General features: G+C 64.1%; 25 protein-coding genes. 8 read left to right on the top strand and 17 right to left on the bottom strand.

All coding sequences use genetic code 11. From position 1 onward, the window contains the following. Positions 1-43 precede the first annotated feature (43 nt). Positions 44-655, top strand: coding sequence for an LOG family protein (locus J1C56_RS06180; RefSeq protein WP_214387058.1), 612 nt, complete (start codon positions 44-46; stop codon positions 653-655). Between the two features lie 129 nt (positions 656-784). Here the strand turns inward: J1C56_RS06180 and rarD are convergent, their stop codons facing one another. The 9 genes from rarD to cysS all read right to left on the bottom strand — a co-directional run bounded on the left by rarD (position 785) and on the right by cysS (position 8,342). Then, complete coding sequence (gene rarD, locus J1C56_RS06185) at positions 785-1,693, bottom strand: EamA family transporter RarD (protein WP_214387060.1); 909 nt, start codon at positions 1,691-1,693, stop codon at positions 785-787. Between the two features lie 128 nt (positions 1,694-1,821). Next, complete coding sequence (cimA, locus tag J1C56_RS06190) at positions 1,822-3,444, bottom strand: citramalate synthase (protein ID WP_214387062.1); 1,623 nt, start codon at positions 3,442-3,444, stop codon at positions 1,822-1,824. After that, positions 3,441-4,397 carry a prolyl aminopeptidase gene (gene pip / locus J1C56_RS06195; protein ID WP_214387064.1) on the bottom strand — a complete coding sequence of 319 codons (957 nt, stop codon included), beginning with the start codon at positions 4,395-4,397 and terminating at the stop codon, positions 3,441-3,443. The genes cimA and pip overlap by 4 nt, the downstream gene beginning before the upstream one ends. Continuing rightward, positions 4,394-4,870 carry a GFA family protein gene (locus J1C56_RS06200; protein ID WP_214387066.1) on the bottom strand — a complete coding sequence of 159 codons (477 nt, stop codon included), beginning with the start codon at positions 4,868-4,870 and terminating at the stop codon, positions 4,394-4,396. The genes pip and J1C56_RS06200 overlap by 4 nt, the downstream gene beginning before the upstream one ends. Further along, a complete protein-coding gene (locus J1C56_RS06205) occupies positions 4,867-5,340 on the bottom strand; it encodes a GFA family protein (protein ID WP_246591191.1) in 474 nt (157 codons plus the stop codon). The genes J1C56_RS06200 and J1C56_RS06205 overlap by 4 nt, the downstream gene beginning before the upstream one ends. Beyond that, on the bottom strand, positions 5,337-5,828 hold the full coding sequence (locus J1C56_RS06210; RefSeq protein WP_214387070.1) for a GFA family protein: 492 nt from the start codon (positions 5,826-5,828) through the stop codon (positions 5,337-5,339). The genes J1C56_RS06205 and J1C56_RS06210 overlap by 4 nt, the downstream gene beginning before the upstream one ends. A gap of 12 nt (positions 5,829-5,840) precedes the next feature. Continuing rightward, positions 5,841-6,221, bottom strand: coding sequence for a VOC family protein (locus J1C56_RS06215; RefSeq protein ID WP_214387072.1), 381 nt, complete (start codon positions 6,219-6,221; stop codon positions 5,841-5,843). Further along, positions 6,218-6,607 carry an endonuclease domain-containing protein gene (locus tag J1C56_RS06220; RefSeq protein ID WP_214387074.1) on the bottom strand — a complete coding sequence of 130 codons (390 nt, stop codon included), beginning with the start codon at positions 6,605-6,607 and terminating at the stop codon, positions 6,218-6,220. The genes J1C56_RS06215 and J1C56_RS06220 overlap by 4 nt, the downstream gene beginning before the upstream one ends. 313 nt (positions 6,608-6,920) lie before the next feature. Further along, the gene (gene cysS, locus J1C56_RS06225; RefSeq protein WP_214388251.1) at positions 6,921-8,342 is read right to left on the bottom strand and encodes a cysteine--tRNA ligase; all 1,422 of its coding nucleotides are present in this window, start codon (positions 8,340-8,342) and stop codon (positions 6,921-6,923) included. A gap of 364 nt (positions 8,343-8,706) precedes the next feature. Here cysS and J1C56_RS06230 point away from each other — a divergent pair, with 364 nt between their 5' ends. Next, the gene (locus J1C56_RS06230; protein WP_214387076.1) at positions 8,707-8,862 is read left to right on the top strand and encodes a transcriptional regulator; all 156 of its coding nucleotides are present in this window, start codon (positions 8,707-8,709) and stop codon (positions 8,860-8,862) included. Here J1C56_RS06230 and J1C56_RS06235 read toward each other — a convergent pair. Continuing rightward, positions 8,845-9,453: a LysE/ArgO family amino acid transporter gene (locus J1C56_RS06235; RefSeq protein WP_214388253.1), complete on the bottom strand. Its 609-nt coding sequence runs from the start codon at positions 9,451-9,453 to the stop codon at positions 8,845-8,847. The genes J1C56_RS06230 and J1C56_RS06235 overlap by 18 nt on opposite strands. Positions 9,454-9,485: 32 nt before the next feature. After that, positions 9,486-10,256 (bottom strand): SOS response-associated peptidase, encoded by a 771-nt coding sequence (locus J1C56_RS06240; RefSeq protein WP_214387078.1) that lies wholly within the window; start codon positions 10,254-10,256, stop codon positions 9,486-9,488. 117 nt (positions 10,257-10,373) lie between these two features. On the opposite strand from J1C56_RS06240, the gene J1C56_RS06245 reads away from it, so the two are divergent. The 4 genes from J1C56_RS06245 (at position 10,374) to J1C56_RS06260 (ending at position 12,616) form a co-directional block, all read left to right on the top strand. After that, positions 10,374-10,796 carry an NUDIX hydrolase gene (locus J1C56_RS06245; protein ID WP_214387080.1) on the top strand — a complete coding sequence of 141 codons (423 nt, stop codon included), beginning with the start codon at positions 10,374-10,376 and terminating at the stop codon, positions 10,794-10,796. A gap of 82 nt (positions 10,797-10,878) precedes the next feature. Then, positions 10,879-11,232, top strand: a complete 354-nt coding sequence (locus J1C56_RS06250) for a TIGR02301 family protein (RefSeq protein ID WP_246591193.1) — start codon at positions 10,879-10,881, stop codon at positions 11,230-11,232. A 133-nt stretch (positions 11,233-11,365) separates the two neighbouring features. After that, entirely contained in the window at positions 11,366-11,623 is a 258-nt protein-coding gene (locus tag J1C56_RS06255; protein WP_214387082.1) for a hypothetical protein, read from the top strand. 174 nt (positions 11,624-11,797) lie between these two features. Further along, positions 11,798-12,616: a hypothetical protein gene (locus tag J1C56_RS06260; RefSeq protein ID WP_214387084.1), complete on the top strand. Its 819-nt coding sequence runs from the start codon at positions 11,798-11,800 to the stop codon at positions 12,614-12,616. 124 nt (positions 12,617-12,740) lie between these two features. Here J1C56_RS06260 and J1C56_RS06265 read toward each other — a convergent pair whose 3' ends face one another. Continuing rightward, entirely contained in the window at positions 12,741-14,072 is a 1,332-nt protein-coding gene (locus J1C56_RS06265; protein WP_214387086.1) for a dihydroorotase, read from the bottom strand. 69 nt (positions 14,073-14,141) lie between these two features. Between J1C56_RS06265 and ygfZ the strand changes: the two genes are divergently transcribed. Beyond that, the gene (gene ygfZ, locus J1C56_RS06270; protein ID WP_214387088.1) at positions 14,142-15,002 is read left to right on the top strand and encodes a CAF17-like 4Fe-4S cluster assembly/insertion protein YgfZ; all 861 of its coding nucleotides are present in this window, start codon (positions 14,142-14,144) and stop codon (positions 15,000-15,002) included. 3 nt (positions 15,003-15,005) lie between these two features. After that, positions 15,006-15,623, top strand: coding sequence for an HD family hydrolase (locus J1C56_RS06275; protein WP_214387090.1), 618 nt, complete (start codon positions 15,006-15,008; stop codon positions 15,621-15,623). A gap of 52 nt (positions 15,624-15,675) precedes the next feature. On the opposite strand, the gene J1C56_RS06280 is transcribed toward J1C56_RS06275, so the two are convergent. The 5 genes from J1C56_RS06280 to J1C56_RS06300 form a co-directional block, all read right to left on the bottom strand. Beyond that, positions 15,676-16,299, bottom strand: a complete 624-nt coding sequence (locus J1C56_RS06280; RefSeq protein WP_214387091.1) for a glutathione S-transferase family protein — start codon at positions 16,297-16,299, stop codon at positions 15,676-15,678. A gap of 92 nt (positions 16,300-16,391) precedes the next feature. Further along, entirely contained in the window at positions 16,392-17,573 is a 1,182-nt protein-coding gene (locus tag J1C56_RS06285) for a low temperature requirement protein A (protein ID WP_214387093.1), read from the bottom strand. A gap of 101 nt (positions 17,574-17,674) precedes the next feature. Continuing rightward, positions 17,675-18,058, bottom strand: a complete 384-nt coding sequence (locus J1C56_RS06290) for a DUF4087 domain-containing protein (RefSeq protein WP_214387096.1) — start codon at positions 18,056-18,058, stop codon at positions 17,675-17,677. A 97-nt stretch (positions 18,059-18,155) separates the two neighbouring features. Continuing rightward, entirely contained in the window at positions 18,156-18,428 is a 273-nt protein-coding gene (locus J1C56_RS06295) for a DUF3303 domain-containing protein (RefSeq protein ID WP_214387098.1), read from the bottom strand. Between the two features lie 64 nt (positions 18,429-18,492). Further along, on the bottom strand, positions 18,493-19,284 hold the full coding sequence (locus tag J1C56_RS06300; RefSeq protein WP_214387099.1) for an SDR family NAD(P)-dependent oxidoreductase: 792 nt from the start codon (positions 19,282-19,284) through the stop codon (positions 18,493-18,495). Position 19,285 lies beyond the last annotated feature (1 nt).

A 19,285-nucleotide genomic window follows, 5' to 3' on the forward strand; every position in this document is an offset into this window, starting at 1 on the left:
TTCGGGCTTGACCCTGACTGTGGAGGCAATACCCAATCAACCGATGAACAAGATTCGATCCATCTGCGTCTATTGTGGCTCCTCGCCGGGCCGCGACGAGGTCTACATCAAGGCCGGGCACCTGCTCGGTCATTCGATCGCCAAGGCTGGCGTCAGGCTGGTCTACGGCGGCGGCACCAAGGGCATCATGGGCGCGGTTGCCGATGGCGCGCTGCGCGCCGGTGGCAAGGTCACCGGCATCATTCCGCGCTTCCTGATGAACAAGGAAGCGACGGAAAGTGCGCTGACCCGGCTCGACGAGCTCGTCATCACCGACAACATGCACGAGCGCAAGCACATGATGTTCGAGAAATCGGACGCATTCGTGGCATTGCCCGGCGGCATCGGCACGGTCGAGGAGATCGTCGAGATCATGACCTGGGCGCAGCTCGGCCATCACCGCAAGCCGATCGTGTTCGCCAACGTCAAGGGGTTCTGGGATCCGATGCTGTCGCTGCTCGATCACATGAAGACCGAGGGCTTTGTCCACACCGCACATCTCGTGCAGCCGCTGGTTGTCGACGAGCCGGAAGCGGTGGTCTCGGCCATCATGGTCGCGGCCGGCTCCGACTCGACCCCGACCGAAGGCGTGCAGTCGCTCATCGACAAGATGTAGGCTTCCGCGCCGAAGCGGAAGCAAGCTCGGTCTGTTTCAGGTCAGGCCGAGCCCAAAATGCCTGCATTCAGCTACGCGAGTACCGGAATCGCAGGAAGCCGACCTTTGCAGGCCGGCCTCGCCTGAACATCAGCCGTTCTTGCCACGCTCCGAAAACATCGACCACGTATAGATCGCCAGTGCCGCCCAGATCAGGCCGAACGCCACAGCGCGTTCGCTCGAGAATGGCTCCTTGAAGATGAAGATGGCGATGACGAAGATCATCGTCGGGGCGATGTATTGCATGATGCCGATCGTCGACATCCTCAAAAGCTTGGCGCCATTGGCAAACAGGATCAGCGGCACGGCGGTGACAATGCCACAGCCGAGCATCAGCCAGACGTCGGTCATGCCGGTGGTGCCGAAATGGCCGACGCCGGTCGCCTGCAGGTAGACGATGTAGATGAGCGCCGGGATGCCGAGGATCAGCACTTCGAGGAAGAAGCCCTGTGCGGGGCCGATCGGCAACGTCTTCTTGAACAGGGCGTAGAAGCCCCAGGACAGCGCGAGCACGATCGACACCCAGGGCAAGCCGCCCGTTTCCCAGGTCAAAAGCGCGACCGCAACCGTTGCCAGACCGATCGCCACCATCTGCGCGCGGGTCAGCTTTTCGCCCAGCACGATGGCGCCCAGGAATACGGAAAACAGCGGGTTGATGTAATAGCCGAGCGCTGTTTCGAGCGCCCGGTCGTTGCCGATCGCCCAGACATAGACGCCCCAGTTGATGGTGATCAGCGTTGCCGTCAGCGTGCCCATGGCCAGCGTGCGCGGGGTGCGCAGGGCCGTTCCGATGTCGGCAGTTCGGCCAAGCCACCACAACAACAGAGCCGCGATCGGAATCGACCAGGTGATGCGGTGCGCGATGACTTCAGGCGCTGGAATATGGGCCACGGCCTTCATGTAGAAGGGCAAAAAGCCCCACATCAGATAGGCCGAAAGGGCAAACAGGAAGCCGCGGGTGGCTTCGTCCTTGGTGATCGCAGGCGTGCTCGTGCTCATGGCGCGAACCTATGCGCCCGCCCGGCTACGCAAGCCATTTCAAAATACTGATGGTCCAGCCGCTTTTCGTTGATGGATCAATCAGTCGGGCCAGCATGTATCGCTGGCCCATACCCCTTAAGCAGTGGCTATTCCGCGGCCACCAGCCCGGCCATCTCGCGGTTCTTCATCAGCTTGTAGATGATCGAATCCATCAGCGCCTGGAACGAGGCGTCGATGATGTTGGTCGACACGCCGACCGTCCACCAGCGCGCGCCGGTGCTGTCATGCGATTCTATGAGGACGCGCGTTATCGCCTCGGTGCCGCCGTTGAGGATACGCACCTTGTAGTCGACGAGTTCGAGGTCGCCGATCTCGTCCTGGAACTTGCCCAGATCCTTGCGCAGCGCGATGTCGATCGCATTTATCGGCCCGTCGCCCTCGGCCACCGACATTTTCTCCCCGCCGTCGACCATGACCTTCACCACGGCTTCCGAAACGGTCTTGAGATTGCCGTTGGCATCGAAGCGCCGCTCGACGAGGCAGCGGAACGAGGTCACCCGAAAGAATTCCGGAACCGTGTGCAGCATGCTCCGTGCCAGAAGCTCGAAGCTGGCGTCCGCCCCTTCATAGGCATAGCCCTCAGCCTCGCGCTCCTTGACCACTGCAATCAGCGAGTCGAGCCGGCGGTCGTCCTTGGGCACGTCGATGCCGCGCCGCCTGAGTTCGGCGATGAAATTGGCCTTGCCGCCCTGGTCCGACACCATCACCTTGCGGCGGTTGCCGACCATCTCCGGCGGCACGTGCTCGTAGGTCTTGGGCTCCTTGGCGATGGCCGAGGCGTGGATACCCGCCTTGGTGGCAAAGGCCGATGCCCCGACATAAGGCGACTGCGCTTCGGGCGCGCGGTTGAGCAGTTCGTCGAACGCGCGCGAAAGGCGGGAGATGCCAGCCAAAGCCTCAGCCGAGATGCCTGTCTCGAAACGCTCGGCAAAATGCGGTTTCAGCGCCAGCGTCGGCACGATGGTGATCAGATTGGCGTTGCCGCAACGCTCGCCGATGCCGTTGATTGTGCCTTGCACCTGGCGCACGCCGGCCTCGATGGCGGCCAGGGAATTGGCCACCGCCTGGCCGGTGTCGTCATGGGCATGGATGCCGAGATGGGCGCCCGGAATACCTGAAGCGATCACCCTGGCAACGATTTCGCGCACCTCCGACGGCTGGGTGCCGCCATTGGTGTCGCACAGCACCACCCAGCGCGCGCCGGCGTCATAGGCCGTCCGCGCGCAGGCCAGCGCGTAGTCGGGATTGGCCTTGAAGCCGTCGAAGAAATGCTCGCAGTCGACCATCGGCTCCTTGCCGGCGGCGCCGGCCGCCTCGACCGAAGCGCGGATCGACTCGAGGTTCTCCTCATTGGTCACGCCGAGGGCGACGCGCACGTGATAATCCCAGCTCTTGGCGACGTAGCAGATGCCGTCAGCCTTCGCCTGCAGCAATGTGGCGAGGCCCGGGTCGTTGGAAGCCGACACCCCTGCCCGCTTGGTCATGCCGAAGGCGACGAACTTTGCCCGCTTCGTCCGCTTCTCCTGGAAGAACGCCGTGTCGGTCGGGTTGGCGCCGGGATAGCCGCCCTCGACATAATCGAGGCCGAACTCGTCGAGCATATCGGCGATCGCGATCTTGTCCTCGACGGAAAAGTCGATGCCCGGCGTCTGCTGGCCGTCGCGCAATGTCGTGTCGAAAAGATAGATGCGTTCGCGTGCCATTGTCATTTCCCTGCGAACCTGTCGGTCGCCCTGACCAGTTGGTTCAGTATGCCCGGCTCCGAATAAGCGTGACCGGCGCCCTCGATGAGATGGAACTCGGCTTGCGGCCATGCCTTGTGCAGCGCCCAGGCATATTTGGCCGGGCACGGCATGTCATAACGCCCATGGACGATGACGCCGGGAATGTCATGCAGCTTGTGGGCGTCGCGGATCAGCTGGCCTTCGTCCATCCAGCCGGCATGGACGAAATAGTGGTTTTCGATGCGAGCGAAAGCGACAGCGAAGTCATCCTCGCCGAACTTGCCGCTGGTATCGGGGTCGGGCAGCAGCGTGATCGTCTCGCCTTCCCACAGGCTCCATGCCAGCGCCGCCTCGACCTTGGCCTTGCGGTCGTCGCCAACGAGGCGCTTGCGGTATGCGCCCATCATGTCGCCGCGTTCCGCCTCGGGGATCGGGGCGACAAAACGCTCCCACTTGTCGGGAAACATCTCGGAGACGCCGAACTGGTAATACCAGTCGAGCTCGGCGCGGGTCAGCGTGTAGATGCCACGCACCACCAGTTCGCTGACGCGCTCGGGGTGAGTCTCGGCATAGGCAAGCGCCAGTGTCGATCCCCACGAGCCGCCGAACACCAGCCATTGGTCGTGGCCGGCCATCTCGCGCAGCCGCTCGATGTCGGCGACCAGGTGCCAGGTCGTATTGGCCTCGAGCGAGGCATTCGGCACCGATTTGCCGCAGCCGCGCTGGTCAAACAGCATGATGTCGTACAGGGCTGGATCGAACAGCCGACGATGCTTTGGCGAGGTCGCGCCGCCCGGGCCGCCATGCAGGAACACCGCCGGCTTGCCGCCCTTGGTGCCCGAACGCTCCCAATAGACCTGATGGCCGTCGCCGACATCGAGCATGCCGCTGTCGAAGGGTTCGATCTCGGGATAGAGGCCGCGCAGTTCGTCGCTCATAGTTTCAGTCCATGCTCCGGCCAGTTGGCCGTTTCTTCATCGGGATGCTGGAAGGAGATGATCTGCTCCTGCCGCTGGTAGTAGTCGGGATTGTCGAGCACGGGCTGGTCGAAGATCGTCTCGACCCACGGCAGGCGAAAGCCGTGGTTGATCTGGATCGTCGGCGCCAGGTCGGAACGGTCGTCGAACGAGCCGATCGACAGTTCCAGGCCTTCCGCATGCCTGTAGGCCATCGGCGTGCCACAACGCTGGCAGAAGCCGCGCGCGATGTTGATCGACGACTGGAAGTAGCTCGGCTCCTCGCGGATCCACTCGACGCCATCCACCGGCACCGCGACGAAGGCGCCGAAAAACGAGCCGAACTGTTTCTGGCACATGCGGCAATGGCAGATCGAGCTGCGCCCCAACGCTCCGTGGATACGGAAGCGAACGGCGCCGCACTGGCACCCGCCTGTCCTTGCAGTCTCGGTCATGACCTTTTCTCCGCTGGCCATTGTTCAGTGTCGTGGTCCGGATGCTGGTGGTTCGAAGGGGCGACCGCGGCGTACCAGGCGCTCTCGTCCGCCGACAATTCCACCGCGTCGAGTTCGCCGAACCATGGCATCTTCTCAGCCGATCCGCACTGGAATGTCGGCTTCACCGCTCCCGGATCGTCGAGCGCGCCGAGCACGACATTGATCGTGTCACGCGCAACGACCTCGAACAGCAAGGGCGTGCCGCAGTCGCGGCAGAAGCCGCGGCGCACGATGTCGGACGACTGGAACCAGCCGATCTCGCCGCGCGTGACCGAGAACTTCGCCTTGGGCGTGCGCGCCAGCGGCTGGAAGTAGTTGCCCGATGCCTTCTGGCACATGCGGCAATGGCAGATATGCGCATTCTCCAGCGCCTGGTCGATGCGGTAGCGTACCGCACCGCACTGACACCCACCGGTCATCACAGTCATTTGCGCTCCTCCGGGGGCCATTGGTCGGTGTCGTGGTCAGGATGCTGGAACGACACGATGTCGTTGACGAAATCGGCCGCGTCCGGATCGTCCTCGGTCGAATAGCCAGGCATTTCATGGATGTGGTCGACATAAGGCAGCTTGCCCTCGAGACCCCATTGCACGGCCGGCGCGATTTCCGCAGGCTCGTCGAAGGCGGCGATGGCCAGCGCCACGCCGTCGGGCGCCTCATAGCTCAGCGGCGTGCCGCACTCACCGCAGAAACCGCGAAAGGCAAAGTTCGACGAGCGGAATTTCTTCGGCTCGCCACGCGTCCATGTCAGTTTCGCCTGTCGCACCGAGACCAGCGGGGCATAAAAATTGCCGAATGCCTTCTGGCACATGCGGCAATGGCACACAGACGCATCGCCGAGCGCGCCCTCGACGTGAAAGCGCACCGCGCCGCACTGGCAGCCGCCGCTATAGACCGGCTTGTTATCCAGGCTCATGGCAACATTCCCTCACGCCGGCGCATGGCACACCGCCTCGATGTTGTTGCCGTCAGGATCGAAGACGAAAGCGGCGTAGTAATCGGGATGATAATGCGGCCGCGGACCCGGCCCGCCATTGTCCTTGCCACCGGCGGCAATCGCCGCCGCATAAAACGCATCAACTTCGGCACGGCTTCGCGCCGTAAACGCATAGTGCCGCCCCGGCCCCGCGTCCGCCTCATGCAGCCAGAACACCGGTCGCTCGCGGCCATAACCGCCGACCTTCACCCCGCCGGTATACTCGCTCGGCACCATCATCAGCAGCGACGCGCCCAGCGGCGCGAAAGCCTTGTCGTAAAACGCCTGAGCCTTGTCGAAATCGGCGACTGAAATTCCAGTATGGTCGATCATTGCACGAACTCCTCCTTCATGCGGACGGCCGTCCCGGCCGAGATCACGATGTGCTGGCAGACGCTATCCATATCGCGAACAACGTCGTCGTTCCAGAACCGGAGAATGGTCCAGCCGTCTTGTTCAAGGCGCTGGGTTCGGATGGCGTCGACCTCTGCGTTGGCCGGTTCAGCATGCTGCGAGCCGTCCAGTTCAACGATCAGCTTGTGTGCCGGACAAGCGAAATCGACGATGTAGCCTGCGACAGGATACTGGCGACGAAATGCGAGCCCCATCAGCCGGTGTGCACGCAGCTCATTCCACAGCTTCAACTCTGCGTCGGTCATCTTCCGACGCATCGACTTGGCATTCTTGCGGTTGGCGGGCGCGACCGGTGTGTGTGGCATCAGCAATGCCCTCTTGGTGAGGTCGACGCCCTACGTTGCCCCCCTCTGCCCTGCCGGGCATCTCCCCCACGAGGGGGGAGATTGGCAGCTGCGCTCACATCGCCCTTCCTGCAACGTTGGCGATTGGCGAAGACCGGCGTGACAGCCAATCTCCCCCCTTGTGGGGGAGATGTCCGGCAGGACAGAGGGGGGCGCTGTCCCACAAACCCATCCGCCGAATCCACAGCGCGATCTCTCCCCTCAGACGAGAGATACCAGGCAGGGCAGAGAAGGGCGAACTGCCCCGCCCTATCCACGCCCGGCCCCACCATCATCACCGCTTCACTTCCCAGGTGGTCACGCGCTCGCCACTCACCGGGTCCTTGCCGTCCCTCAGCTGCACGCCCCGAGCCAGCAGTTCGTCGCGGATGCGATCAGCCTCGGCCCAGTTCTTGGCGTTGATCAGCTCCAGCCGGCGCGTGATCATTGCAGCAACGTCCCCCTCGTCCACCTCAACGGCATCCAACGTAAAGCCCAGGAACAGCAGCGCAGACTTCAAATTGGCCGCCGCTTCGACATTCCCGCTTGCCTCGCCCGCCAGTTGCGACAGCCCCTGGAACGCCGCTGCCGTCGCCAGATCATCGCTCAGCGCGGCAACCAGCGCCTCGGGCACCTCGCCTTCCGCCTCGCCCGCAGCATCCGCCGCGCGCTTCCACTTGCGCAGCGTGTTCTCCGCCTCTTCCAGCTTGCGCACGGAGAAGTCGATCGGCTCGCGATAATGCGTCATCAACATCGCCAGCCTGAGCACCTCGCCCGGCCATTTGCGGCCACCGAAACTCTCGGTCTCCAGCAGTTCCTGGATGGTGAAGAAGTTGCCCAGGCTCTTGGACATCTTCTGGCCCTCGACCTGCAGGAAGCCATTATGCATCCAGTAGTTGGCCATCACCTCGGTGCCGTGGGCGCAGCGCGACTGGGCGATCTCGTTCTCATGGTGCGGGAAGATCAGGTCGAGCCCGCCGCCATGGATGTCGAAGACCTCGCCGAGATAGGCCGACGCCATCGCCGAGCACTCGATGTGCCAGCCCGGACGGCCGCGGCCCCAGGGGCTTTCCCAGCCCGGCTCTTCCGCCGAGGACGCTTTCCAAAGCACGAAATCGCCGGGGTTCTTCTTGTGCGCCTCGACCTCGACGCGGGCGCCGGCCTGCTGTTCGTCGAGATTGCGCTTCGACAATTGCCCGTAGTCGGCCATCGAGCCGGTGTCGAACAGCACTTCGCCTTGCGCTTCATAGGCATGGCCGCGTTCGATGAGGCTCAGAATCAAGGTGATCATGTCGGCGCGGCCGTCGGCGCGCGGCTGCACGAATTCGGTCGCGCGCGGCTCCACCGTCGGCTCCAAGCAGCCAAGCGCCTTGACGTCGGCCTGGTACTGGTTGGCCGTCTTTTCGGTGACGCGCCTGATCGCCTCGTTGAGCGGCAGGTCGGGGAAATCGCGAAGCGCGCGTGCGTTGATCTTGTCGTCGAGGTCGGTGAGGTTGCGCACATAGGTGACGGCATCCTCGCCATAGACATGGCGCAGCAGCCGGAACAGCACGTCGAAGACGATCGCCGGGCGCGCATTGCCGATATGGGCGAAGTCGTAGACCGTCGGCCCGCAGACATACATGCGCACGTTTTGCGGATCGATCGGCACGAAGTCTTCCTTCGCGCGCGTCAGCGTGTTGGTAAGGCGAAGGCCCCTAAACGCACCGGATTTCATCGTTGAATCGGACATAAAACTCCCCTGGCCTGCTGGCCTGGGCGTTCAACCTGTCTTTGGTGAAGATGAGGCGAAAACGTCCTGACCAGCGCGAACGCTAGCCAATAATGCAAATGCCGGAAATGGCGAAAGACGTTTTCATCACGGGCTTTATCGCCTCACGAAGCTGTTGCCGTCAAGACGCATCGATATGAAACTTTACCGCTGGAACCGGAACGGAAGCAGTACTGAAACACTTTGTTAAACATCCCGGCACCGTAATGAAACATCGCCCGGATAAAAGGCGCCGCACTGCCACGAATTAGACCGAATCCGTAAGCAAATGCAGCCGCTCTCAATAGAGCTGACTTTAGGGAAGAGACCAATGAAACGAAAACAAGCCGAAGCCGAACGAGCGCGTGCCCAGCACGCCGAACTCACCAAGCACTACCGGGCCATCGGCCCCGCCGCTATTTTGGCTGCGCTGATCTGCGCACCGAAGAAAGAAAAGACGCCGCTCAAGCTAAACAAGGCGGCTTAGCAGGCTCAGGCCGATCGCGGCCATCACCAGGCCGATCAGGACGTCGAGCACGCGCCACGCGGCAGGCCGGGCAAAGACCGGCTCCAGAAGCCGGGCGCCATAGCCGAGCCCGAAGAACCAGACAAACGACGCCGACGCAGCACCCAGGCCATAGGCCAGGCGTGCCTGTCCCTCGTAGGCGGCCGAAAGGCCGCCAAGCAGCACCACCGTGTCGAGATAGACATGCGGGTTGAGGAAGGTGAAGGCGAGGCAGGCGGCGACGGCTGGCCAGAGCCTGGCTTCGCCAGACTTGGCTGCCTGCAGCACTTCCGGCTTCATCGCTCGTCGGAAGGCGATAGCAGCATAGGTGAACAAGAAGAGAGCGCCGCCCGCGGTCACCCCTGTGATCAGGCGCGGCGACTGGGCGATCAGCGTGCCGAGCCCGGCGACGCCAAGGCCGATCAGCAGCGCATCCGAGGCGGCGCAGATCAGGCTCAGTATGAAGACGTGCTGGCGCAACAGGCCCTGGCGCAGGATGAACGCGTTCTGCGCGCCGATCGCTATGATCAGCGACGCGCCAAGCAGGAAACCGGAGATTGCGGCGGAAAAGATCGACTGGGTCACGCCGCCGTTCTAGCTTGACCTCAGAACAGTTTCATCTGGTCGTCGTCGCTGGACTTACGCTTTTCCACTTTTGGTTTCGCCGGCGCAGCCTCTGGCAGCGGCTCGACCCGCTGCTGGATCTCCGGTCCGACATTGGCGACCTTGTTGACCAGTTCCGACACCGGGATCTGCTCGAAGAAGTCGGGCTGCGCCGGCCGCATCAATGCTGCAACGTCGCGCGGCTCCTGGGTACGGCAGTCGAGCCAGCGGGCAAAGTCCTCGGGCTGGATCACCACCGGCATGCGGTCGTGGATGTGCAGGATATCGGCACTCGCCCCGGTGGTCAGGATCGCAGCCGTATCCATTTCCGAGCCGCCGGGCTCGCTCCACGTCTCCATGAGCCCGGCCAGCGCCACCAGCCCGCCCTTGCGCGGCTTCAGCCAATAGGCCTGGCGCCGGTTGCCCGGCAGCTTTTTCCATTCGTAGAAACCCGAAACAGGGATCAGCGCACGCCTGTGGCGCATGGCGGTCTTGAACGAAGCCTTTTCGATCGCCGATTCGGAACGCGCGTTGAACAAAAGCGGCATGTCGGCCGGGTTCTTGTTCCAAGCCGGGATCAGGCCCCAGCGCGCCAAAAGCGCCATGCGGTCGGGCAAATTCGAGCCCGGCGGGCGCTGCGGCCCCGACATCACCACCAGGATCGGCTGGGTCGGCGCTACATTGTAGCGCGGCGGAAAGCTTTCGAGATCGCCAACGCCCAGGAAGGCGGACGTCTCGTCGGGCGATGCCAGCACCGCTATGCGTCCGCACATCAGGTCAAGTTCCAGTTCATCGCCTGAAAGTGGCGATGGATCGCACCCGCCGCAACCGCTAAAGCGGATATGGTCGGCTGTTCCACAATGGAACGCGTCCCCCGGGCAAAAAGATTGATGATCCAAGCAACCATTGTTCCCGCCGTCTCGGTCGCCGTCCTGCGCGGCCGCTCGATCATGCTCGTTCGCCGTGGCCGCGCGCCGTCGAAAGGCCTCTACGCTTTCCCAGGCGGACGGGTCGAAGCTGGCGAAACGCTCGAGGATGCGGCCCGCCGCGAGTTGATGGAGGAAACGGGCGTCGCCGTCGGCGCGCTGGTGCCATTGCGCGAATTGCTCATCGACAGCCGTGCCGAGGGTGCTTCGGTCTACCTGCTCACGGTGTTTGGCGCCCGTCACCTCCAGGGCGAACCGGTCGCCGCCGACGATGCCGACGAGGCCGCCTATTTCGACCTCGCCGAGATCGAGCGCCTGCCGTTGACCGATTCGACGCTCGAAATCGTGCTCGAACTGCTCGGCGGACAGGTCGCGCTACCTGCATAGGCTTGGGATAGCCACGCTGCGGCCTTGCAGGCGACAAATTGTTTCGCCACAAACGCTTATGATGCGCGCTTCGACCTACATCATGACTATCACGCTTGCCGCGACCGTTGCGTTCGCAGCACCCGCGCGCGCCGTCGAAGCGCCATTCGAGCCGGGATTGATGCGCCTGGCCGAAGTTCTGGGATCGCTGCATTTCCTGCGTAATTTGTGCGGCGAAAAGGGCACGCAATGGCGCGGCGAGATGGAAAAGCTGCTCCAGGCTGAAAATCCGTCGGCGGAACGACGCGCCCGGTTCATCGCCAGCTTCAACCGTGGCTACCGCTCCTTCGATGGCACCTACACCGCCTGCACGCCTTCGGCGACCGAAGCGATCAGCCGCTACATGAAGGAAGGCGAGGCGCTCAGCCGGGATATCGCCTCTCGCTTCGGTAATTAACAGGCTATTTACTTTCCCGGCATTGCCTGCCGTACACGGACGGGCGATTGTGCTAGGTGTCTTAACGGGACATTAAAGGGATAGCTCAAGTTGATCCGAATCATCGGTTCACTGGGCAGGGTGAAAGACCGCAATGGAACAAAGCGTAAGCGACATCGACGCCCTGGTTCGGGAAGAAAAGCGCCTGACCGCCGTCGAGAGCCACAATGAGGCGTGGGCCGAAGGCCTGTCCGCCGGCATCGAGCCGGAAATCATTGCCGAAGCAGCCCTTGCCACCGCTTTTGCCGAGATCGTCGCCGCCAATGGCGAACGCGCGGCGCTTGCCATGCTCGACCGCATGCGCGCCAGGGTGGAAGCCGGCGACTTCGAGCCCGTGCGCCTGCGGCATTGAGCGCTACCCCACTTCTTTGACTAGCCGACACGGTTTCGGCATCATGCTGGCACATTAGCGGTGTAACCACGCGCCACCGGAACAGGTTTCCGGGCGGGGTTAGACGGATTGAAAGCGTTGCAGCGTCGGCCCGAGAGGGGGCATGCGCTTGGGAATACCGGAGCCAGGGATCTGATGCGGCCAAAGACTGAAACTGCGCCCCGCGGCGCATTGCGACTTGCCGTTCTCGGTCTTGCCGCCTCGCTCGTCCTGCCGCTCTACGCCTCGACGGCGTTCGCGCTCTCCGAAATCAAGCGTGAGGAAATCCCGGCGCCGGTCATGCCGCCGAAGCCGGCCACCGAAGAGAACGCGACGCCTGAAAAGTCGGTGCCGATGCCCGACCCGATCCAGACGCCGGCGACCACCTCGCCTGCAGACACCGAAGAACCGGCGGACGAGCAGCCGGCCGAGCCGCAGGATGCCACGCCCACGGAACCGGGCGGCGCCACGGGGCCCGCTGCACCCAATCTCGATCCGGACGGCCCGCTTCCCGAAATCGTCTACGATCTCTCCCGCCTGCCCGAGCCGGTGGCGCGCATGCGCACCCTGCTCGTCGAGGCCGCCAAGACCGGCGACATCGAAAAGCTGCGGCCACTGGTCGGCCAGGGCGAATCGATGCCACAATTGTCCTTCGGCGACATCGAGGGCGATCCGATCGCCTTCATCAAGGGCTTGTCCGGCGACGGCGAAGGCCAGGAAATCCTCGCCATCATGGAAGAGGTCCTGAACGCCGGCTACGTCCACCTCGGCGAAGGTACCGACGAGGACCTCTATGTCTGGCCCTACTTCTTCGGCATCCCGCTCGACAAGCTCGACCCGCGCCAGAAGGTCGAACTGTTCAAGATCGTCACCGCCGGCGACTACGAAGACATGAAGCAGTACGGCGCCTACGTCTTCTACCGCCTCGGCATCACGCCCGAAGGCCGCTGGGCCTTCTTCGTCGCGGGAGATTGACGCTCTTTCCTTACCCTCCCCTTTGTGGGGAGGGTCGACGCGTAGCGTCGGGGTGGGGGCGACGCGACGTCATACCCCCACCCGGACCTTCGGTCCGACCTCCCCACAAGGGGGAGGTAGAAATCTACCGCACCACCGCTTCCGAAAACTCCACCGCCCTACCCTGCGACGGCGTGGTGATCTCGTCCTGCCACATCACGCGGATGCCGCGCACGATGGTGCCGACCGGCCAGCCGGTGACCTGCTTGCCGTCATAGGGCGTCCAGCCGGCCTTGGAGCCTGCCTGGGCGTTGGTGATGGTTTCCTTGCGCTTCATGTCGACGACGGTGAAGTCGGCGTCGTAGCCTGCAGCGATGCGGCCCTTGCGCGCCATGCCGAAAATGCGGTTCGGGCCGTGGCTGGCGAGATCGACGAAACGCTCCAGCGTCAGCCGTCCCGAGTTCACATGGTCGAGCATGATCGGCACCAGCGTCTGCACGCCGGTCATGCCGGAGGGCGTGGCCGGATAGGCCTTGGCTTTTTCCTCGAGCGTGTGCGGCGCATGGTCGGAGCCGAGCACGTCGACGACGCCCTGGCTGATGCCATGCCAGATGCCGTCGCGGTGGCGGGCAGCCCGCACTGGCGGGTTCATCTGCAAAAGCGTGCCGAGACGGGCGTAATCGTCCGAGCTCATAGTCAAATGGTGCGGCGTCGCCTCGCAGGTCGCGACATCCTTGTGATGTTCGAGGAAGGCGATTTCTTCCGCCGTCGAGATGTGCAGCACATGGATGCGCGCGCGCGTTTCCCGGGCGATGCGCACCAGCCGCTCGGTGCATTGCAGGGCGGCGATCTCGTCGCGCCAGATCGGGTGCGACGCCGGGTCGTTTTCGACACGATAGCCGAGGCGTTCGCGCAGGCGGAACTCGTCTTCCGAGTGGAAGGCGGCGCGGCGGCGGGTGTTGCGCAGGATCGAGGCGACGCCCTCGTCGTCTTCGACCAGAAGGTCGCCGGTCGACGAGCCCATGAACACCTTGATGCCGGCAGCGCCCGGCAGGCGCTCCAGTTCGGCGACGTCGCCGGCATTCTCGCGCGTGCCGCCGACCCAGAAGGCGAAGTCGCAATGCATGCGCGCGGTGGCACGGCTGACCTTGTCGGCAAGGGCCGCCTCGCTCGTCGTCAGCGGATTGGTGTTGGGCATCTCGAAGACAGCGGTGACGCCGCCAAGCACTGCCGCGCGCGATCCCGACTCCAGGTCTTCCTTGTGCTCGAGGCCGGGCTCGCGGAAATGCACCTGGGAGTCGACCACGCCGGGCAGGATGTGCAGGCCGCGGCAATCGATGGTCTCGCCGGCGGAGGCGCTGCCCAGATCGCCGATCGCGGCGATCCGTCCGTTGGTCACACCGACATCGCGGACACCGGTGCCGTCTTGATTGACGACAGTGCCGCCCTTGAGGATGAGATCGAAGGTGATTGCCATCGCGCGTGCCCTTGTCTGGGAATTGCCTGCGGCTTACGTAATGGCTCTCAGAAATGCAAGATCAGGTCCATGCCGACAGCCATCCTCGCAGACCGCGCCATAACAGATGTTTCCGGCCCCGATGCCGAGCATTTCCTGCAAAACATCCTGACGCTCGACCTGGATGCACTTGGCCAGAACGAGGCCAGACCCGGCGCGCTGCTCGCCCCGCAAGGCAAGATCATGTTCGATTTCCTGGTCTCGCGCAGCGGCGAGAACGCATTGAGGCTCGAATGCCGGGCCGACATAGCGGACGATTTCGTCCGCCGCCTGATGCTCTACCGGCTGCGCGCCAAGGCAGATATTTCCAAGCAGGATCAGGTGCTTGTCTCTGTTTCGTGGCAATCTGATTCAGCCGCTTCGCAAACTGATTCAACAACGACCGTCCGCGACAGCCGCTTTCCGTCGCCGGTGTTCCGCCACTATGGCGTAGCACCCGCGGCCACCGCAGGCGAAGCCGACTGGCATGCCTTCCGCATCGCCAATGCTGTCGCCGAAAGCGGCCCTGACTACGCCCTGGCGGACGCCTTCCCGCATGACGTGCTGCTCGACCAGATGGGCGGAGTCGGTTTCAAGAAAGGCTGCTTCATCGGCCAGGAAGTGGTGTCGCGCATGCAGCATCGCGGCACCGCCCGCCGCCGCGTGCTTCTGGTCACCGCCGCCGCGGACCTCCCCGCCGCCGGCACCGAGCTCAGGGCCGACGGCAAGGTCTTGGGCGCGCTCGGTTCAGCCTCCGGGTCACATGGCCTCGCCATCGCCCGTATCGACCGCGTCAAGGCGGCTCTCGACGCCGGCAGCGAGATCACCGCCGGCGATGTCGCAGTGTCGCTTGAAATCCCATCCTGGGCCAGCTTCACCTATCCCGAAGCCGCCAGCGCGGAAGACGCCTGAGCCATGGCCGACCGTCCCGGCGCCCCGCCCCGCGCCTGGCAGCGCATGCTGTCGGGCCGCCGCCTCGACCTGCTCGATCCCTCGCCGCTCGACGTCGAAATCTCCGACATCGCCCACGGCCTCGCCCGTGTCGCGCGCTGGAACGGCCAGACCTCCGGCGACCACGCCTTTTCGGTGGCGCAGCATTCGCTTCTGGTCGAGCAGATATTCCGCCGGATTGTGCCGGCCGCATCGCCGGAGGCGCTGCTGGCAGCGCTGCTGCACGATGCGCCCGAATACGTCATCGGCGACATGATCTCGCCGTTCAAGTCGGTCGTCGGCGGCGGCTACAAAACCTGCGAGGAGCGTCTGCAGCACGCTATCCATTTGCGCTTCGGCCTGCCGGCTGAGATCGGCCAGGGCCTGAAGAAGGACATCAAGCGCGCCGACCAGATATCGGCCTATTTCGAGGCGACATTGCTTGCCGGCTTTTCTGTTGCTGAGGCGACCGAATTCTTCGGCCGCCCGCGCGGCATCACCGCCGACGGGCTCGACCTTGCACCGCAACCGGCAAAGCGCGTGCAGGACGCCTTCCTCAAGCGCTTTGCTGCGATCGAAAAGCTGCGCACCGGCCGGGCATGATCCTGGAAGTCGATGCCGGTTTTCGGGCCGGATCACGCTCCGGTAGCAACCCTCATGCCGGCGGGATAAACTCCTGGCTGATCTCCTGGAACACCGGCATAGCCTCCAGTCGTGCGGCGTCCGCTGCGAGTGAGGGGAATTCAGCCATATCAAGCAGGCCCTGATGCGCGTCGTTGATGAAGCGCAACACGGCGGCCACGGCGATGTCGGCATGGCCGATGCGGTCGCCGAACCAGGCCCCGCCCCGTTTGGCACGCTCTGTTTCCAGCACCGCGAGCACCGAGGCGATCTGCGTGCGGCAGCGCTCGACCCAGACCTCCGACACCTGCGCATGCAGCCGCTTTTCGTAAAACAGGCTGACCGCCTTTTCGCCGACGCCGGTGGCCAGCGTCGTGATCTTGAGCGCCTGGTGCCGCGCCGGCTCGTCCCTTGGGAACATCGCCTGGCCCGCCGGCGCCAGGCTGTCGAGGTAATCGAGCATCATGTGGCTGTCGAGCAGAACCTCGCCATTGTCGAGCACCAGCGTCGGCACCCGCGTCAGCGGGTTGTAGGCGCGGATCTTGTCAGCGTCGCCGAACGCCGACCAGGGCTCGTGCCTGAAGGGCAGGCCATAGAGCCGAAGTGCTATGCCGACGCGGCGGACGAAGGGGCTGTCATACTGGCCGATGAGGATCATGTCGTAACGTCCCGGAGCGAAACCTCCGGGGATACTACACGAGGCAGTGTCCCGATCCAGAAGCCTGGCCGCCCCGGTTCTTCGTCCAGCCCCTAATGCGCCCGCTTGGCCGGCTGGCCGCGCAGTTCGAGGATCGTCACCAGCACCATCACGAAGGTCGTCGCCGCCCCGATCAGCAGCGGCGACATATGGCTGGCGAAAGGCACCAGCGCGGCAAGCAGTCCAAGTCCGATGATATGCGACAGCGGCGCGCGGCCGACGACATAGAACTTGAACAGCAGGTTGCCGGCCAGATAGAGCGCCGAGCCGCCGATCGCCGTCCAGATCAGCGCCGGCTCGGCATGGCCGAGCGGATGGGCGAGCACCAGCTCGTCCGAAACCGCCACCACGATGATGCCGGCGACCAGTATGACCGGGATATAGGTGTAGGCGATACGGGCGATCTGCCCAGTGTCGGCGGCTTCCGCGATCTTGTGGTGGGCGAGTTCCTGCCCGACGTTGAAGTAAACCAGCCACATTGCCACCGAGGCGAAGAACGTCGTCAGGAATGCCGCCAGATTGACCCAGTTCAGTTCGAGCTCGGCAAAGGTCACGCCCGAGACCAGGATCGATTCGCCGAGCGCGATGATGATGAACAGCGCCGAGCGCTCGGCCATGTGGCCGCCCTCGACGTCCCAGCCCGTGGTCGACGAGGCGCCGTGCCAGGGCGTCCAGAAGCCGAGCGCCGGCGACACCAGCTCGATCAGCAGTGCCACCGCCCACAGCGCGAAACGGTTCTCGGGCTCGGCCAGTCCGCCGGCGATCCAGAAAATGCCCGACAATGCCAGCCACAGGCCGATGCGGACGAAGTTGAGGTAGTTGTCGCGGTTATGGTTCTTGAGCGCCCAGATCACGAACAGGGTGCGCCCAACCTGCATGGCGACATAAGCGAGCGCGAATTGCAGGCCACGCCCCTCGAAGGCCTCGGGGATCGAGGTCGACAGCATCAGGCCGGCCAGCATCAGGGCAAACAACATGCCGCGCACCGGCGCCTTGCGCGGGTCGAGCCAGTTGGTCACCCAGGCGGTGTAGTTCCACACCCACCAGACGGCGACCAGCATCAGCAGTCCCTCGAGCGCGCCTGCCACCGACAGGTGCTTGAGCAGGAAATGCGACAGCTGCGTCACCGCAAAGACAAAGACGAGGTCGAAAAACAGCTCGACGAACTCGACCCTGGCGCTCTCGCCCTGCTGCCGCTTGCGCTGGTAGTCGTTGCTTGCCCCGCTCAATGCCATGCTTGTGTCCTCTAACGTTCAATCATCGATAGCCTCGCGGCATCCCGTTCAGTCGGGCCCATGCGCGGGTTGACTGGCCGTCATTCCCGAAACCCCGGGGCTCAATCCGGTGGCGGCGGCAACGACTTGTCGGCCCTGCACTTGTTCAGCGGCAGGATGTCACCGGCGAAGACCCTTTTGATGCGCTGGTTTTTGGCGTCGGTCTCGACGGTCATGCAGGCACAGCCATAGCCATATCCGGCCCCCGGTACATTGGTTTCGACGAACTGCCTGGGGTTGAAGTCGGGTGCCTTGTCGGCGCCCGCCGCATCAGGCCCGTCAGCCTCGCCCTGCGAGGTGATCGTCCAGGTCGCATCCTTGTCGATGAGCCAGAGATTGCCCGGCGTCGGGCTTGCATACCAGCCGCAGCGGCGTTCGGCGGCCGAGGCAGAGCTCAGCGACGCAACGACGAGTGCGCCAACTGTAAACAAGAGAATCTGCCGCATGCATGCCTCCAATGCATCGGCAGGAAAACAAGCCGCCCAGTCATTTGCAAGCGGCATTTGCAAGTCTCGATTGATACGGCGCGCGAGCACACGCGGCTCAGAGATGGGGCGCGAGCCCTGCGGCGGTGTCCTTGCTCGATGCCACCGGCACGATCTCGAAAACGACGAGATCGGCCCACTCGACGACCCAGCGCTGCAGCAGCGTCACGTCATCGGCCTCCACCAGCATGAAGCAGCGGCTCATGTCTGCCGCGATCCAGCTGTGATGGACGAGGAAACCCTCGGGCGCCAGCCGTCCCTTGTCGCGGAAGCGGCGATAGATCGCCTTCGGGTCGCGTCCGCGAAAATCCTCGATGACAAAGAAAAGCATGTTGTCCGTGCCCCCGCTCTCCATCCGAGAAGATCAGGGGACACGGGAATTGGCAAGGCAGCGGTCAGTCGACCAGCGTGCCGCAGCTCAGATTGGCGATCGCACCGGTCATCGCACCGGCCCGATCCGAGGCGGCAAAGGCTGCGAAGTCGCCGATCTCGGCCAGCGTCGGGAAGCGCCCGAGCAACGGCCCGCTGGCGGCGCGGGCAGCGAGCATGTCGTCGACCGAGATGCCAGCCCGGCTGGCAAACCCTTCAAAGGCGGCGCGCACATGCGACACCTGCACGGATTCAGGTATGGCGTCGGGGCGCAAGCAGATCACCCTGATGCCACTCCGCCCGAGTTCGCCGGCAAGGATGCGCGACAATGCCTCCACGGCGGCACTTGCAACGCCGTTGCCGAGAAATCCTACGCCCGACATGCGCGCGCCGGGCGTCGACAGCGTCAGGATCACGCCCTTGCCGCGCATGTGCCGCGCCACCGCCCTGGCGGTCAGGAAGTTGGTCCTGGTATAGGCGGCCACAGGCGTTTCGAAATCGGCAAGCGAAAGCTCCGCCAGCGGCGTTCCCTGCACATGGGCGACGCCGACGGCGTTCAGCGCGATGTCGATGCCACCGCTCTTCGTCGCCACCGAACCGGCATGGCGCTCGACCGCCTCCTCGTTGAGCGCATCGACGACAGCGATCTCCGCGAAGCCGCCATTGGCGCGAATGTCGGCCGCGACAGCCTCCATCCGGGGGCGCGAGCGCCCGGCAAGGAAGACACGGGCGCCATCGCGAGCGAACGCCTTTGCAGCGGCGCCACCTATCGCGCCACCACCGCCATGGACCACCGCAATGCGGTTCTTGAGCAACATG

The sequence above is a fragment of the Aminobacter anthyllidis genome, from assembly GCF_018555685.1.
Lineage (GTDB): Bacteria > Pseudomonadota > Alphaproteobacteria > Rhizobiales > Rhizobiaceae > Aminobacter > Aminobacter anthyllidis.